Below are 14,780 nucleotides of genomic sequence, written 5' to 3' on the forward strand. Positions count from 1 at the left end.
AAAAGGAGCCATATTCAGTTATGGCTCCTTTTTTTATTCTTCCAAATTGGTTTCCTGATTTTCATTTTCCAGGGTTGGGATATAAAAAATGCCCTCCAAATAACAATGAATGCCCATTCTACTGGCATCAAAATGGGGAGTGGGCAAATTATGGGGATCAACCCAAAGCCATTCCACACATTTATCGGGCTCCATTAAATGCAGAATACCGGAGTATGAATTGGCCAACAGAATAACGGATATATAATGTATTCCTTCCAGGGAAAAGGTTTCCAGATTATTGGTCACGGCAATAACCTTGGGCTTTTCAATGGTCAGATCAGTTTCTTCTTTTACTTCCCTTATGGCAGCCGACTCAAATGACTCCCCAAGCTCCAAATGTCCCCCTGGGATGGAGTAATAAGGAGCATGACCTCCCCTACGCTGACCTACAAGGACGCGACCGCTTTCGTTGACGACTATGACCCCAACCCCTACCTTGGGCTCTCTTTTCTGATCTATCCAAACCATTGAATTAAGTTACAAATAATAATAGATATAAATCCAGGAGTGAAATCTAAAAAGCGCTATTAATAGACGGGCATTGAACCGTGACCATCTTCCGATACCTAGGTGGGCGTTTACTTTAGTGTATTATGATGGGATAGCAAGATTTTGGGAATAGACCCAAACAAAAAAGAGCCGCACTTGCGTGCAGCTCTGTATTTTGCTCCCCCTCTTGGGCTCGAACCAAGGACCCTCTGATTAACAGTCAGATGCTCTAACCAACTGAGCTAAGGAGGAGTTTCACACCTAAACTATTGCTTAGGCGGGTGCAAATATATATGTTTTTTCAAATGTACCAAACAAATAAATAGTGTTTTTTTATTTAAAAAGCCATTTGTAGATATCATTACCATTCGCGAACAGCAATAACCCTATCAATAAGAAGAATCCGACCATTTGGGCGTACTCCAAAAATTTGTCACTTGGCTTTCTACCCGATATCATTTCATATAACAAAAACATGACATGACCCCCATCCAATGCTGGGATGGGCAAGATGTTCATAAAGGCCAGAATGATGGATATTAGGGCAGTCGTCCCCCAAAATATCTCCCAATTCCAGGTATCCGGGAACATACTGCCAATGGCTGCAAAACCACCAACGCCTTTGTAGGCTCCGGTTTCCGGATTGAATATTTTTTTCAATTGCTTCACATAACCGGTAAGCGTATTCACCCCTTTATCTATCCCTGCAGGAATCGCCTCCAAAAAGGTATACTTTTGGGTTTCGATCTTAAAAGCGCCCATATCAGAATATTCTTGCATGGTCAAGGCTCCTACTGCTACACCCAGCTTACCATCCTGAGACACCTTAACATTTACAGTTTTAAGGGCGCCATCACCACTTTCTACTTTAAGGTCAATATTTTGTCCTGCATATTTTTCCAACAAAGGTGCAGCTTGGTCAAAATAAGCAATCTCTTCACTACCAATGGCAATCACCCTATCCCTTTCCTTAAGGTCTACCCCTTTGTTATGTGAATCCTTGGATATTTCCTTTATTATAAAGGGCTGACGGATGCTAATAAATCTTGCCTTATCCTCATCTTCGATTAAAGTAGCAATAAAATCCACAGGGATAGCCTGCTCAAAAACCCTACCGTCTCTTTCAATGGTAATACTGTTCCCGTTTACAATTTCCAAAAACAAGGCACCAAAGTTCTCTACCTTATCACCATCCACAGCAAGGATCTTATCCCCGGTCTGTACTCCCAATTTATCCCCAATTTCCTTTTCGGTCACCAGAATTCCACCTTCTAAACTGTCCATAGGAATATACTGGTCTCCATAGGAATAGGCCATCCCTATATAAATGACCACAGCCAATAAGAAGTTCACCGTAACACCACCGAGCATAATGATCAAACGTTGCCAAGCCGGCTTACTTCTGAACTCCCAAGGTTTCGGCTCCTCTTTCATAGCTTCAGTGTCCATGCTCTCATCAATCATTCCGGCAATCTTCACGTAGCCACCCAAGGGCAACCAACCGATACCATACTCGGTTCCTCCTATTTTCTTTTTAAAAAGTGAGAATTTGATATCGAAAAAGAGGTAGAATTTCTCCACCTTGGTCTTAAATAATTTCGCTGGAATAAAATGCCCCATTTCGTGTAGGACGATCAACAAGGAAAGACTTAAAAAAAACTGTATGGTTTGAACCAATATTGGACTCATCTATATTTATCTAAAATTAAAACGCACAAAAATACACTTTTAGGGGGTCTTAAAAAAGAAACAATTTTGACCATTTTTTATTTTAAGAAAGATTTAGCACGAAAGGGGATTCATTTCTTTGACTGATTTTGGTAACTACCGTACCTTTGAAAAAAAAACATGCGTTCCTTTTTCGCCAAGTACAAGCTTTTTTTTATGGTGATGCTGGGACTTTCGGCCATCATCATTTATTTGTTTTACAATGCCCTCCAACCCCAGGAGAACCTTCCCGTTTATCAACCGTCCATGGTAAATGGCGAATTGGTGGACAGCACATTACAACATGTAAAAAAATACCATACCATAGCAGATTTCTCCTTGACCAACCAAAACGGTAATATCATTACCCAAGACAATTACAAGGACAAAATATATGTTGCCGATTTCTTCTTTACCACCTGCCCTACCATTTGCCCAATAATGACCAAAAATATGGCAGAGATCCAAGAAAAGGTCATGGATGATCCGGATGTACTTTTACTCTCCCACTCGGTAACCCCTGTGATTGATTCCGTACCCCAACTAAAAAAATACGCCTTGGAAAAAGGGGTGAACGACACAAAATGGAATTTGGTGACCGGCGACAAAAAGGAAATATATGACCTCGCCAGAAAATCCTACTTGGCAGTAAAAACCGATGGGGATGGCGGCCCTTATGACATGATCCATACCGAAAATTTTATCCTAGTGGATAAGCAAAGACGAATAAGAGGTTTTTATGACGGTACCAAAAAGGAGGAAATAGAAAAACTTTTAGAGGATTTGAAAATTCTCAAAGCGTCCTACGTACAGTAAAACCTTTCTACTTTTAATATATTATTAGACTTTAAATCGATATTTTTCCCTTATTTTTGCTCTTAATTAAAATCAATCTAAATAAAAATTGATTACGACCGTCGCACATTTAAAGAGAGGACAGAAGGGGATCATCAAGGAATTTGCAGATGACATCCTACCCATAAAACTATTGGAACTTGGCTGCCTTCCTGGCAATGAGGTAGAAATGGTACAAGTGGCGCCCCTGAATGATCCTATCTATATCAATGTAAACGGTTCCCATATTGCCATAAGAAGGGAAGTTGCCCTTCAAATTGAGTTGGAGATAATTGTTGATAATGCAGTTTTATGAGCAAAAGCATCAATGTAGCCCTCATAGGCAATCCCAATACAGGTAAAACTTCAGTATTTAATCAACTTACAGGACTAAAACAAAAAGTTGGTAATTATCCCGGAATCACTGTCGAAAAGAAGGAAGGCATTTGCAAACTGCCCCGCGGAGTTAAGGCCCATATTCTAGATTTGCCCGGTACCTATAGCCTCAATACCACATCATTGGATGAGAGTGTGGTAGTGGAACTTTTGCTTAATAAAAATGATAAGGATTTTCCCGATGTGGCCGTTGTGATTACGGATGTGGAAAATTTAAAGCGAAACCTGCTATTATTCACCCAAATAAAAGATTTAAGAATCCCTTCCATTCTCGTCATTAACATGGCAGACAGGATGTCCCGCAAAGGAATTTCTCTGGATATTCCTTTATTGGAGGAGCAATTAAATACAAAAATAGCCTTGGTTAGTACCCGTAATGGTACAGGGGTGGAACGCATCAAAGAACTTATTGCCGATTATAAAAACTTGTCCACCACGCCCAATGTGGATACAAAAATCATTGCGCCTGAGTATTTTGAGCGCTTAAAAGAGACTTTTCCAAAGGAAGACCTCTACAAACTATGGTTGGTCATTACACAGGATGTGAACTTTACCCCCATTGAAAAAATACTGACCAAGAACACCTCTTCCTTTGTCACAAAAACCAAATCAGAATTAAAAAGGTTGCAGCAAAAGGAAACCATCTTGCGCTACCAATTCATAAATGGAGTCTTAAAGCAAGCCTACAAGGTTGATGTGAATGCCGCAAAAGGATTTAGGGCCACGTTGGACAAAATCCTTACCCATAAAGTTTTTGGGTATCTCATTTTCTTTTTGATCCTGTTGACCATCTTTCAGGCGATCTATGACTGGAGCAGCTACCCCATGGATTTTATTGATGAATTTTTTGTCTTCGGAAGTGAATGGGTAAAAGCTACCCTCCCCCCTGGCCAGTTCACCAATCTAATTGCTGAGGGTATTCTTACCGGTATTGGCGGAATTGTCATTTTTATCCCCCAAATTGCCTTTTTGTTCTTGTTCATCTCCTTATTGGAAGAAACCGGTTATATGAGCAGGGTGGTCTTTTTGATGGATCGTTTAATGAGACCGTTTGGATTAAGTGGAAAAAGCATCGTTCCTCTAATTTCAGGAACTGCCTGCGCCATTCCAGCAGTCATGGCCACTAGGACTATAGAAAATTGGAAGGAGCGATTGATTACCATTTTGGTAACCCCCTTTACGACCTGTTCGGCCAGATTGCCTGTTTATCTTATTATCATTGCCTTGGTGATTCCAGAAGGCCGTTTTCTAGGGCTAAGTTACCAAGCCCTGACCTTAATGTTGTTATACCTAATAGGTTTTGGAGCGGCCATTTTTTCTGCCATGATCCTTAATAAGATCCTGAAGATCAAGAACAAATCCTTTTTTGTGGTTGAAATGCCCAATTACAAACTCCCACTTCTTAAGAATGTGGCCTATACCGTTTTGGAAAAAACCAAAAGCTTTGTTTTCGGTGCAGGAAAGATCATTTTGGCGATTTCAATTATTCTTTGGTTTTTAGGTTCCAACGGTTTTTCCAGCGAATTTGAAAATGCAGAAGACCTTGTTAAGGAGCGCATTGCAAAGAAAGGTTTTACGGATTACAACACATCCAACATGGATAACACCTTGGCCTCGTACCAGATAGCATTGCAGGAAAACCAACTTTCGCTCAATGCTGTAAAAGATTCTGTTGTAGTGAAAAGACAGCTTTTAAATGAAAGAGCCTTAAACCAAGAAATTTCGAGCTATAAATTGGAGAATTCTTACATGGGCTACATGGGGAAGGCAATTGAACCCATTGTAAAGCCCTTGGGGTACGATTGGAAGATAGGAATAGCTGTATTGACATCCTTTGCCGCAAGGGAAGTTTTTGTTGGCACCTTGGCCACAATCTATAGCGTTGGCAGTGACGAAGAAGAGACCATAAAAAATAGAATGTCCGCAGAAGTTAATACATTCACCAAGAAACCATTGTTCAACATGGCATCTGGAATCTCCCTCTTGTTATTTTATGCCTTTGCCATGCAATGCATGAGTACCCTTGCCGTGGTAAAAAGGGAGACCAACACCTGGAAGTGGCCGGCCGCACAGCTTGTATTTATGAGCATTTTTGCGTACATTGTAGCATTGATCGCCTATCAAATCTTAAAGTAAAATGGAACTCTTTCAAAACATATTGGTATACATCACTTTGATCTTGGCCGTGGGTTATATCGTCAAAAAATTCTTCTTGCCCAGTACCGTTTTTGCCTCCAAAAAAAAAGGGGCCAAAAATTGCGGAGATGGCAATTGCGGCTGCCATTGAGAAAACAGATAGTATTATTATCACCTTCCTCTTTTTAAAAACACATACTTATTTAACTTCCTTTTTATGTTAAAAAAACATAAATAGGTCATAACAAAATGCCAAATACGGAGGTTAGCTAAATTTCTATTCATTGATTTGTAAAACTTTAACTGAAACTAGTCCATGGCCTTAAAGAATTTACTTTTCTCAACTCTTTTGTTTCTCTTAGGAATTAAATTTATTCAGGCACAGGTAGTATCTGGGAAGCTATTGGATTCCACCACCCTACAAGCAATTCCTTATGCTACGATTCAAATGGGCAATAACAGGGGTGTTATCTCCAATGAGGAAGGCCAGTTTAATCTTTTGCTGGACCAAACCGCGAAGAATACCGATTCTTTGTTCATTTCCTGTATGGGATATGAATCCTTGGGAAGGACCATTGGCCAATTCAAAGACACTGTAGTTTATTTGACACCTAAACCTATAGCCCTTAATTCAGTTATCGTCTCCAACAAAAAATACAGTGCAGATGATATCCTTGATCTGGTAAAATCGAATCTCGATAGAAATTACAACCGCGACCTGACCAAAAGAAGATTATTTTTTAGGGAATATTACTACCAGCACCTGTACAGATCTGAGTATTCAGATTTAGAATCTACCATAGACGCCTTCAACAAATCCTTTTTGGACAGCGTGATACAAACAGTGCCAAAAGTTGATGCGCGATATACCGAGGTGCTCTGTGATCTTTATGGGAATTTTGACAAGGAAAAACAAAAAATTGATCTTATTAAAGCCTCTGAACTATTTGACAAAAATAGCGCTCTAGACCTTGAGGCCTTGGAAGCTAAGTTCAATAACATTATAAAGCAAAATGTAAAGTCAGATTCCTATTTTAAAATAAAATCAGGCTTTTTCGGCACAAAAATGGATGCCGATGAACTCTTTGCAACCGATGTGGACTCTAGTGATGTGGCCGCCTTGAACAAGAAATTGGAAGAAGAAAAAAAGAATGCCACAGAGCGCAAGAAAAATTTTGCTAAATACAGGAAAATCACCATTTCCAAGCTTATGGAACAACTTTTTTTTATGGAGGATTCCAATCTTAATTTCCTTTGGAAGCAGCGCAGGTACAATTTCAAACTCGAAGATTTCACCTATTTGGGGAGCGACCCCGTTTATGTCATTACTTTTGAACCAAAAGGTTCCGAGGATTATCGGGGAACCCTTTATATAAATGCCGATGACTTTGCCATAGCCAGGATAGATTATGAAAATGTAAAGCCGGTCCGCAGCTTCAAATTGTTAGGGATTTCTTTGAATCAGCACCTCTCCAAGGGAAAAATGATCTTTTATAAGGGAGAAGACGATAAATACAACCTACGATACTTGGAAAAGGAAAATGGCAATGTTGCGGGTATCAAACGGCCATTAAAAATAATTGAAAAAAATAAAAATGTAAAGGGCAGAAGAAAGCAAAATGAACTTTCATTGGACATGGATCTGGCAATTTCCAGCACCAATAAATTTGAAATAGTAGTGTTCGACACCCAAGATGCCACTAGTGCACAATTCGAAGCTTTTAGGGAGAACAATACTGTACTGCCTACCTATATGCCTAAATACGATCCTGAGTTTTGGAAGGGGTATGCCATCATTGAACCCAATAGGGCGATAAAGGAATTCACCTCCAAGGATGAAGTATCAGGTATAGACTAAATTACCTCGGCAACAAACGAATATAATAAAAGGCCCCAACCTATTACAAGAATCAAGCCGCCTATGGGTGTAATTGGCCCTAAAAACCGTAATTTTTTTCCTTTGGCAGCGCTTAGGCACAAGCCGTAGATACTAAAGGAGAATAAAAAAGTCCCTATAATAAAACAATAAACAATATAAGTTTCCAAAGGAGAATTAAAACCAAAGTTAAAGCCTAGCACCACCAATAGTATAGCGTGGTACATCTGATACTTCACCCCTGTTTCAAAACTCTTACGTTGTTCTTCCGAAAATGTCTTTTTTAGGGCATGGGCACCAAAAGCACCAAAAATCACCGCCAGCATTCCATATAAAGCCCCAATAAAAGGTACCAGTAATATCATTTTTATTTTTTTTAAAGATAGAAATTATATAGCTTGATTTCTAAAATGAAAATTATGCTAAATGCCACATTTTGTTTTCCCCGATATTGTGGACACCAATAGTTCAGAAGAATTTAATTGAGTTCTAAATGTATTTGTGCATCACCTTTGAGGTTAAAAGCGCAGTCCTCAAAGCTAGGGGGTCCGAACATTTTCATCTTGGCGTTGGAAAATCCAATTGCCTCTTTGGGTATCCCCAACCAGTTGGTATCCAACTTATTGTTTCCGTTTTTATCGTGAAAAACGGCCAAGGCATAGGTTCCATTTGGAAGGTTGGTTATAACCAGATTGGTTTTCTTTTTTTTAGCCGACGTACTATCGCTCCTGTAAACCGTTTCGAACTTCAAAAATCCAGTTGAGCTATTGTAAACAGCAACACTGATACGTCCTTCTGAAGAAGCCACACCTTCTACGTCTATTGAAAGATTATTTTGGGAAAAGCCTATGATCGGAAAAAGTATAATTAAAAGAAGGTGTCTCACAGTTTTATTTGGATCTAAAAGTTGGCACAAATTTAAACGCTATTTCTTTAATAGTCTATTATTCTTGATTGGGTTTTATCTTATCCGTTAAAAATTGGAACATCTGTTGGGTAGCGGTACTATCGATAAGGTTGAGGAACAAGTTTAATGAGTCTTGATAGACTACCCTTATTTTGGGCTGTGATAGTCTATCAACGTACATGTAAACCTCTGTTTTATGGATACTATCCTTAAAAAGTCCCTTTTCCCTTTCCATAGCAGAAAATCCATTGATCCTCTCCAAAGAAGGAATCTTTTGAACCATCACCACGCTATCAATGTCAGCATACCTTAATTCCTTGTAATAGATGCCCGATAAGATTTCCATGGAATCATTTTCAGCTCTGATCCAGTTTTTATAATGAGCCGTAAACACTAGGAATACTACAATTATGGTCACCACAATCAACATGTTAAGCATCCAAGGTCGTTTATTGTTTTTTCTTCCCATTATTCGTCTTTTATTATTTTACTCGTATCCAACCGAGCCAAAGCAAGTGCTATTTTTTATTGCCATTTACCTGGCCTATTGGCATCCTATTGCCAGCTTCTGTAATCTCCACTAAAATCTTTTCTTTTTTCTTTCACTTCAACAACGTAATACAATTCCATTACCTCCTTGGGTTGCTTCCTACAATCGTCCGTTCCAATCATCACCTTTGAGGGTTATTTTGAGATCGAAATATATTCCAAATCAAAGATATCCCCATAGGTCAAAGAAACGCTGAGAGGTGTTGAATGAAATAAATAGGGGATCAAAAAGGTAAATAACAGCGGTGACTTTTTTTGCATGTTCCAAGATTTTTTTGATGTGATTAAACTTAATCAATCCTCAACACTAATACAAGGGACATAAACCACCTATCCCCTGAAAAGGAAGAACCTATCTTTCATTTCCTCAATGGCTGCGCTTTTATTGGTGATAATGTAATTAATGGCTTCAGCAGTAAACACTTCTCCTTTTGGTGTAAGGGAAATGATTTGATCCTCAACAACTATCATATTGTTTTTAACAGCCAAGTCCAAGACCGACTTTGCCGTGACCTCATGCCAATTGATGTGCTCGTTTAGATGTTTGATATGTCGCTCAGCAACTTCCTCATGATTCTGCAAATGAAGCAAAAAGGTTAGAAGGTGAACCTCTATCTGCTGGCGTTTTTGACGGTACAGTACAGATATCAATCCAGTATTCGGGGCAAACATATAAACCGCAAGAAACAACACGCCCAATACTGTTGTAATGGAGCCTGCGATGGATGCATCCAACCAATGTGCCACCCAATATCCGAGAATTGCGGCTATCATCCCAAATAAAACGGACAACCATAACATCTTCTTTAAATCCTTGGTCAATAAATAGGCCATAGCGGCAGGAGCTATCATTAGGGCCACTACCAAAATAGCGCCTACGGCATCAAAAGCACCAACGGTCGTTACCGATGCCACAGTCATAAGTCCGTAGTGCATAATTACAGGGGAAAAACCCAACGTAGCCGCCAACTGCGTATCAAAGGTGCTCAATTTTAGTTCTTTGAAAAAGGCTATCAATAAGCCCAAGGTGATCAGTAAGATGGTGCCAATAACGTAAAGTGATTTAGGACCTATGTCCGTTCCATTGATCATCAGACGATCAAAAGGGGCAAACGCCAATTCCCCCAAGAGAACGGCATCAATATCCAAATGGACATCCCCGGCATTTTTGGCAATGAGTATGACTCCAATACTGAACAGGGCAGGAAAGACAAGTCCAATTGCGGTATCCTCCTTTACCAATCCTGTTTTTTGAATGTACTCCACTAAAACCACGGTAAGAATACCACTGAAGGCTGCCAATAAAATCAGCCATGGAGAATTAAGGTCCTCCGTAAGAAAAAAGCCCACGACAATACCGGGAAGGATGGAATGGCTTATAGCATCACTGATCATGGCCATTTTCCGTAAGACCAGAAAGGTACCAGGGATGGCACAGGCTATGGCCACAATACATGCTATTAACTGTATTTCCAATTGTGCGCTACTCATACAAATTTTCTTGTCGGTTATATAAATTGATGGCCTTATCAAAACCTTTTGGGGTCAGGGACCACGTGGATCCGTCTATGGTTATGTACTCCCTATCTGCCAACTTTTTAAGGGAACTTTTGGTGTACCCCTGAAAATTATTCAGGATTTTCACTTCGTGTGGATGTGATACGTTTTCATGGTTTTTGGCGATGTCATACATAAAAGCAAGGGTTTTATGCAATTGCAGATCGTTCCTATTTTTCCAATGCCTGATTTCCTTGAACAGTAGTCCACGTCCTGGGGAAAAGATAAAGGACACCACCACAAACCCAGCCGCTATCAAAACAATAACTGGTCCCGTTGAAAGATTGTTGGAGCTAGCGCTTACCGCAGTTCCCAGAATACCAGAAAATGCCCCGAACATGGCGGCCAAAAATACCATTACTCCCAATTTATTTGTCCATTGCCTGGCAGCTGCTGCCGGCGCCAACAACATGGCACTCATAAGGACAACACCCACTGTTTGCAATCCAATTACTATAGCAAGTACGATAAGGGAAGTAATGAGCACATCCAAAATCTGGGTATTAAATCCCAAGGATTTAGTATAATCAGCATCAAAATGAAGCACCTTAAATTCCTTCCAAAAAACAGCCAGGACCAAAAGGCTAATAATCATAACGATGGTCATTAACCAAACATCACTCTCTACCAAAGTGGCTGCCTGTCCAAAAAGATATTTATCCAAGCCGGCCTGTTGTGCGTTGGGCATTTTTTGTACAAAAGTGAGCAAGAGCATTCCAAATCCAAAAAATAGGGATAGGATCAACCCCAATGCCGTATCTGATTTCAAATGGGTCTTCTTTACAATTCCACGGATCCAGAAAGTTCCTATCAAGCCACTGATCAAAGCCCCAATTAGGAGGGTATTACTAGTTTTTGCCCCAGTAATGAGAAAGGCAATAACAATTCCAGGCAAGGCGGCATGTGAAATGGCATCTCCCAAAAGGCTTTGCTTCCTCAAAACAGCAAAACTACCAAGTAGGCCACAGACTAAACCAAGTACCGCGGTCCCCAAGGTAATGGTCCGCAAGGTGTAATCGCTAACTACCAGTGAAAAATACTCTTGAAGTGACATTTATTTTCTTTAAAATTAATTTAGAACGCTAACCTTATAATTAATACCGTAGGTTTTTGTGAGGTTATCATCGTTAAAAATATCCTTAACGGAACCCGTGGCAATTTTTTTAACATTCAAAAAGGTAACCCAATCAAAATATTCCGGTACGGTCTGTAGATCATGGTGCACTACAACCACAGTTTTACCCGACTTACGCAATTCTTTGAGGATGTTCACAATGGCGCGTTCGGTAGTGGCGTCGACCCCTTGGAAGGGTTCGTCCATAAGATAAATACTGGCATTTTGTACCAAGGCCCTGGCCAAGAAAATTCGTTGCTGTTGGCCACCGCTCAATTGACTGATCTGTCTATTTTTAAATTCCAGCATTCCCACTTTCTCCAAAGCTTCCAAGGCTTCCTTCTTTTGTTTCTGTCCAGGTCTTTTTATCCACCCCAGGCTGCCATAGGTGCCCATTAAAACTACATCCAGAGCTGTGGTAGGGAAATCCCAGTCCACGCTCCCCTTCTGGGGCACATAAGCCACCAGTTGGTATTGTTTTTTATAGGGTTCTCCGAATACAGTGACGGTTCCGGCGATAGGTTTGATGATACCCAAGACCGCCTTTATCAAAGTTGATTTTCCCGCACCATTAGGACCCACAATCGCCATGAGCACCCCTTCGGGAATGGCAAGATCAATATCCCACAATACTGGCTTATAATTATAAGCAACAGTAAGGTCATCTATTTGGATGGCAATTTTATTGTTCTTTTCCATGGTTTTCTATTTTACCCTATTTAAGGGCATTTACGATGGTATTCACATTGAATAAGAACATACCTATATACGTTCCCTCCACAGTGCCTTTGTTCCCAAGAGCATCTGAGTATAAACTACCGCCAATAGCCACATCATGCCCCTTGGATTTAACCGAAGACTGCAGGGCTTCAATAGTTCTTCTGGGAACTGAAGATTCTACAAAAATGGCTTTAATCTTTTTTTCGATAATAAAATTAGAGAGTTCCTGAACATCCTGAACCCCGGCCTCTGTAGCTGTTGAAATTCCTTGTAATCCAACAACCTCAAACCCGTAGGCATTCCCAAAATAATTGAACGCGTCATGGGCAGTTACCAAGATTCTCTTTTCTGGAGGCAAGGTTTCAATAATTTGTTTTATTTCCTTTTCCAAGGCTTCCAATTTTTGAATATACGCCGCGCTGTTCTGATCAAAAAGAGCTGCATGCTCTGGATCCTGTTCCTTCAATTTTTCCGTAGTGTATTGTGTAATTTTCTTCCAAAAACCAATATTAAACCAAATATGGGGATCGTAATTAGAAGCAAAATATTCCGAACCAATTAGCTCACTTGTGTCTATTGCATCTGCAACTGCAATGGTCTTTTTACCTCGGCTTTCCATTTTTTCAAATATCTCCACCAATTTACCTTCAAGGTGTAGACCTCCATAAATGACCAAATCTGCATTAAACAGTTTGCTGACATCCCCTTCACTTGCCTTATACAAATGAGGATCCACTCCACTTCCCATGAGTCCTTGGATTTCCACAACGTCTCCACCGATGTTTTTTACCATATCGGTGATCATGGTTGTCGTTGTTACCACTTTAAGCTTGCCGTTGGCCTCCTTTTCCGATTTATTTTTGCAGGCCACAACAGCCAACAAGGCAACTAATATTAAATATCTTTTCATTTTCTATTTTTTAATTTGGCACCCTAAAACTGACACCTGCGCTTAATAAAATATCCTGATCATCCGTTATTCCTTTCCCTATTGTAGCATCCAATTGAATATTCGGCTGCAACAGATACGTGATCCCTGTATCGAAGAAATGGTTGGCTGTTGTATTTTCGGGAAAATCCCCATAAAGTTCAACGTAGAATCCAAATTTTTTGGTAATACTATGACCGAAGGCAACGGTGTAGATATAAGCCAGTTCGGGCGAATCATCGCCCCATTGGGCACCTACGTTGTACGAAAGGTTGGATTTATCTGATAAGGTATGCGAAAATGCGAACCTGAAGTCGGCCCCAGTGGTTTGTGGCTTAAAATCGTCACTTGCGGTAAAGGGCAAAAACAAGTGCCCTATAAGGCCAATTTCCGGGGCCCCGTTTTTCTCTTCTGCAATACCCACTTTAACCCCCAATAAGAGGGGAGAAAATCCATTGAGTTCTCCTACAGTACCTAAGCCGCCGATTGTTGTTTGCCTTGTCTCCAAGTTCCAACCAACACGGAGCTCCATATTATCCAGGAGACCGTATCGCAACAGGGTAGTATTGTAAACCGTCCTTTCCGTCTTAACATTATTATCGTCCAAAGATTCATAAAAACCTCCTGTTTCTACTTGTAAAAAACCTTTGGGCACCAATGTTGGCGCTTCCGTTGCATCTGGCCTATCCGTTACAATGGTGCCTGGACCGGCATTATCCTGTTGAGCTTGCAAGCTTAAAGTAGACCCCATCATGGCCAATATAAAAACTATAGAAATACCTATTTTCCTTTGCCTTGACATCATGAAATTTTGATATATAAATTAGAAGCTATTTGATTTGATATATGTTCCCTTCGATCCCCTATTTTAATATAAAATGATTTGTCGAACTCTTCTTTTTCTAAAACCGTGATTACATCTCCCAAGGCAATTTTGTTTTTGTCCAAAAATTTTAAAAAAGCCGAAGAAGAATCTTTTACCCCTACACAAACCCCATTAGAATTAACGGGCACTTCACTGAGCAGTTTTCGATCGGCTGGCTGAAATATTCCGTTTTTGTCTGGAATAGGATCACCATGTGGATCAAATTTTGGATGATTAAGGAAGGTATCCAACTTATCGATTAGCTTTTCACTTTTTATATGTTCTAATTGTTCGGCAATCTCATGAACCTCATCCCATGAAAAGTCAAGTTTTTCAACCAAGAACACCTCCCATAGCCTATGTTTTCGGATTATTCCCAATGCCAATTTTACACCAAATTCCGATAAGGTGACTCCTTGATATTTCTTATAATGCACCAAGTCCTTTTCGGCCAATTTCTTTACCATGTCAGTGACCGAAGAAGGCTTGGTTTCCATCAGTTCGGCTATAGCGTTTGTAGATACGGCAACTGTGCCCTTATTCCCCAAATGAAAAATGGCCTTAATATGGTTCTCTTCCGAATGCGTCATCAAATATTAATTTAAACAAAAATACATTTTTATTAATAGAAACAAATTTTTAGATTTGCCTAAATTTAAT

General features: G+C 40.0%; 16 protein-coding genes and 1 tRNA gene. 5 read left to right on the forward strand and 12 right to left on the reverse strand.

The genetic code is table 11. The features are described 5' to 3' along the window. Nucleotides 1–33: 33 nt before the first annotated feature. The 3 genes from SB49_RS10990 to rseP form a co-directional block, all read right to left on the reverse strand. Complete coding sequence (locus SB49_RS10990; protein WP_062056529.1) at nucleotides 34–510, reverse strand: nucleotide triphosphate diphosphatase NUDT15; 477 nt, start codon at nucleotides 508–510, stop codon at nucleotides 34–36. Between the two features lie 199 nt (nucleotides 511–709). Further along, nucleotides 710–783 (reverse strand) — tRNA-Asn (locus SB49_RS10995). Nucleotides 784–864: 81 nt separating this feature from the next. Beyond that, nucleotides 865–2,220 (reverse strand): RIP metalloprotease RseP, encoded by a 1,356-nt coding sequence (gene rseP, locus SB49_RS11000; protein ID WP_062056531.1) that lies wholly within the window; start codon nucleotides 2,218–2,220, stop codon nucleotides 865–867. Between the two features lie 159 nt (nucleotides 2,221–2,379). On the opposite strand from rseP, the gene SB49_RS11005 reads away from it, so the two are divergent. From SB49_RS11005 to SB49_RS11020, 5 genes are all read left to right on the forward strand, one after another. Further along, nucleotides 2,380–3,054, forward strand: coding sequence for an SCO family protein (locus SB49_RS11005; protein ID WP_062056533.1), 675 nt, complete (start codon nucleotides 2,380–2,382; stop codon nucleotides 3,052–3,054). Between the two features lie 88 nt (nucleotides 3,055–3,142). Next, nucleotides 3,143–3,388, forward strand: coding sequence for a FeoA family protein (locus tag SB49_RS11010; RefSeq protein WP_062056535.1), 246 nt, complete (start codon nucleotides 3,143–3,145; stop codon nucleotides 3,386–3,388). After that, nucleotides 3,385–5,604 carry a ferrous iron transport protein B gene (gene feoB / locus SB49_RS11015; RefSeq protein ID WP_062056537.1) on the forward strand — a complete coding sequence of 740 codons (2,220 nt, stop codon included), beginning with the start codon at nucleotides 3,385–3,387 and terminating at the stop codon, nucleotides 5,602–5,604. The genes SB49_RS11010 and feoB overlap by 4 nt, the downstream gene beginning before the upstream one ends. Before the next feature lies 1 nt (nucleotide 5,605). Beyond that, on the forward strand, nucleotides 5,606–5,755 hold the full coding sequence (locus SB49_RS16125) for a hypothetical protein (RefSeq protein WP_200960632.1): 150 nt from the start codon (nucleotides 5,606–5,608) through the stop codon (nucleotides 5,753–5,755). Nucleotides 5,756–5,920: 165 nt separating this feature from the next. Then, the gene (locus tag SB49_RS11020) at nucleotides 5,921–7,462 is read left to right on the forward strand and encodes a carboxypeptidase-like regulatory domain-containing protein (RefSeq protein WP_062056539.1); all 1,542 of its coding nucleotides are present in this window, start codon (nucleotides 5,921–5,923) and stop codon (nucleotides 7,460–7,462) included. On the opposite strand, the gene SB49_RS11025 is transcribed toward SB49_RS11020, so the two are convergent. From SB49_RS11025 to SB49_RS11065, 9 genes are all read right to left on the reverse strand, one after another. Then, nucleotides 7,459–7,845: a DUF423 domain-containing protein gene (locus SB49_RS11025; protein ID WP_062056541.1), complete on the reverse strand. Its 387-nt coding sequence runs from the start codon at nucleotides 7,843–7,845 to the stop codon at nucleotides 7,459–7,461. The genes SB49_RS11020 and SB49_RS11025 overlap by 4 nt on opposite strands. 113 nt (nucleotides 7,846–7,958) lie before the next feature. After that, nucleotides 7,959–8,366, reverse strand: coding sequence for a DUF2141 domain-containing protein (locus SB49_RS11030; RefSeq protein WP_062056543.1), 408 nt, complete (start codon nucleotides 8,364–8,366; stop codon nucleotides 7,959–7,961). A gap of 58 nt (nucleotides 8,367–8,424) precedes the next feature. Beyond that, a complete protein-coding gene (locus SB49_RS11035) occupies nucleotides 8,425–8,856 on the reverse strand; it encodes a hypothetical protein (RefSeq protein ID WP_062056545.1) in 432 nt (143 codons plus the stop codon). Between the two features lie 410 nt (nucleotides 8,857–9,266). Then, a complete protein-coding gene (locus SB49_RS11040) occupies nucleotides 9,267–10,427 on the reverse strand; it encodes a metal ABC transporter permease (RefSeq protein ID WP_062056546.1) in 1,161 nt (386 codons plus the stop codon). Further along, nucleotides 10,420–11,547 (reverse strand): metal ABC transporter permease, encoded by a 1,128-nt coding sequence (locus SB49_RS11045; protein WP_062056548.1) that lies wholly within the window; start codon nucleotides 11,545–11,547, stop codon nucleotides 10,420–10,422. Before SB49_RS11045 ends, SB49_RS11040 begins: the two co-directional genes overlap by 8 nt. A gap of 15 nt (nucleotides 11,548–11,562) precedes the next feature. Next, a complete protein-coding gene (locus SB49_RS11050; protein ID WP_062056550.1) occupies nucleotides 11,563–12,306 on the reverse strand; it encodes a metal ABC transporter ATP-binding protein in 744 nt (247 codons plus the stop codon). Nucleotides 12,307–12,322: 16 nt separating this feature from the next. Further along, complete coding sequence (locus SB49_RS11055; protein ID WP_062056552.1) at nucleotides 12,323–13,237, reverse strand: metal ABC transporter solute-binding protein, Zn/Mn family; 915 nt, start codon at nucleotides 13,235–13,237, stop codon at nucleotides 12,323–12,325. A 10-nt stretch (nucleotides 13,238–13,247) separates the two neighbouring features. Continuing rightward, a complete protein-coding gene (locus SB49_RS11060) occupies nucleotides 13,248–14,060 on the reverse strand; it encodes a transporter (RefSeq protein ID WP_235537741.1) in 813 nt (270 codons plus the stop codon). After that, entirely contained in the window at nucleotides 14,057–14,710 is a 654-nt protein-coding gene (locus tag SB49_RS11065; RefSeq protein ID WP_062056556.1) for a metal-dependent transcriptional regulator, read from the reverse strand. Before SB49_RS11065 ends, SB49_RS11060 begins: the two co-directional genes overlap by 4 nt. Nucleotides 14,711–14,780 lie beyond the last annotated feature (70 nt).

Source organism: Sediminicola sp. YIK13 (genome assembly GCF_001430825.1).
Classification (GTDB): domain Bacteria; phylum Bacteroidota; class Bacteroidia; order Flavobacteriales; family Flavobacteriaceae; genus Sediminicola.

Excerpts from the sequence above, each read along its gene's own strand:
- feoB (WP_062056537.1), top strand. The coding sequence starts at position 3,385 with ATGAGCAAAAGCATCAATGTAGCCCTCATAGGCAATCCCAATACAGGT.
- SB49_RS11020 (WP_062056539.1), top strand. The coding sequence starts at position 5,921 with ATGGCCTTAAAGAATTTACTTTTCTCAACTCTTTTGTTTCTCTTAGGA.
- SB49_RS11050 (WP_062056550.1), bottom strand. The coding sequence starts at position 12,306 with ATGGAAAAGAACAATAAAATTGCCATCCAAATAGATGACCTTACTGTT.
- SB49_RS10990 (WP_062056529.1), bottom strand. The coding sequence starts at position 510 with ATGGTTTGGATAGATCAGAAAAGAGAGCCCAAGGTAGGGGTTGGGGTC.
- SB49_RS16125 (WP_200960632.1), top strand. The coding sequence starts at position 5,606 with ATGGAACTCTTTCAAAACATATTGGTATACATCACTTTGATCTTGGCC.
- SB49_RS11035 (WP_062056545.1), bottom strand. The coding sequence starts at position 8,856 with ATGGGAAGAAAAAACAATAAACGACCTTGGATGCTTAACATGTTGATT.
- SB49_RS11005 (WP_062056533.1), top strand. The coding sequence starts at position 2,380 with ATGCGTTCCTTTTTCGCCAAGTACAAGCTTTTTTTTATGGTGATGCTG.
- SB49_RS11065 (WP_062056556.1), bottom strand. The coding sequence starts at position 14,710 with ATGACGCATTCGGAAGAGAACCATATTAAGGCCATTTTTCATTTGGGG.
- rseP (WP_062056531.1), bottom strand. The coding sequence starts at position 2,220 with ATGAGTCCAATATTGGTTCAAACCATACAGTTTTTTTTAAGTCTTTCC.
- SB49_RS11025 (WP_062056541.1), bottom strand. The coding sequence starts at position 7,845 with ATGATATTACTGGTACCTTTTATTGGGGCTTTATATGGAATGCTGGCG.
- SB49_RS11045 (WP_062056548.1), bottom strand. The coding sequence starts at position 11,547 with ATGTCACTTCAAGAGTATTTTTCACTGGTAGTTAGCGATTACACCTTG.
- SB49_RS11060 (WP_235537741.1), bottom strand. The coding sequence starts at position 14,060 with ATGATGTCAAGGCAAAGGAAAATAGGTATTTCTATAGTTTTTATATTG.
- SB49_RS11040 (WP_062056546.1), bottom strand. The coding sequence starts at position 10,427 with ATGAGTAGCGCACAATTGGAAATACAGTTAATAGCATGTATTGTGGCC.
- SB49_RS11055 (WP_062056552.1), bottom strand. The coding sequence starts at position 13,237 with ATGAAAAGATATTTAATATTAGTTGCCTTGTTGGCTGTTGTGGCCTGC.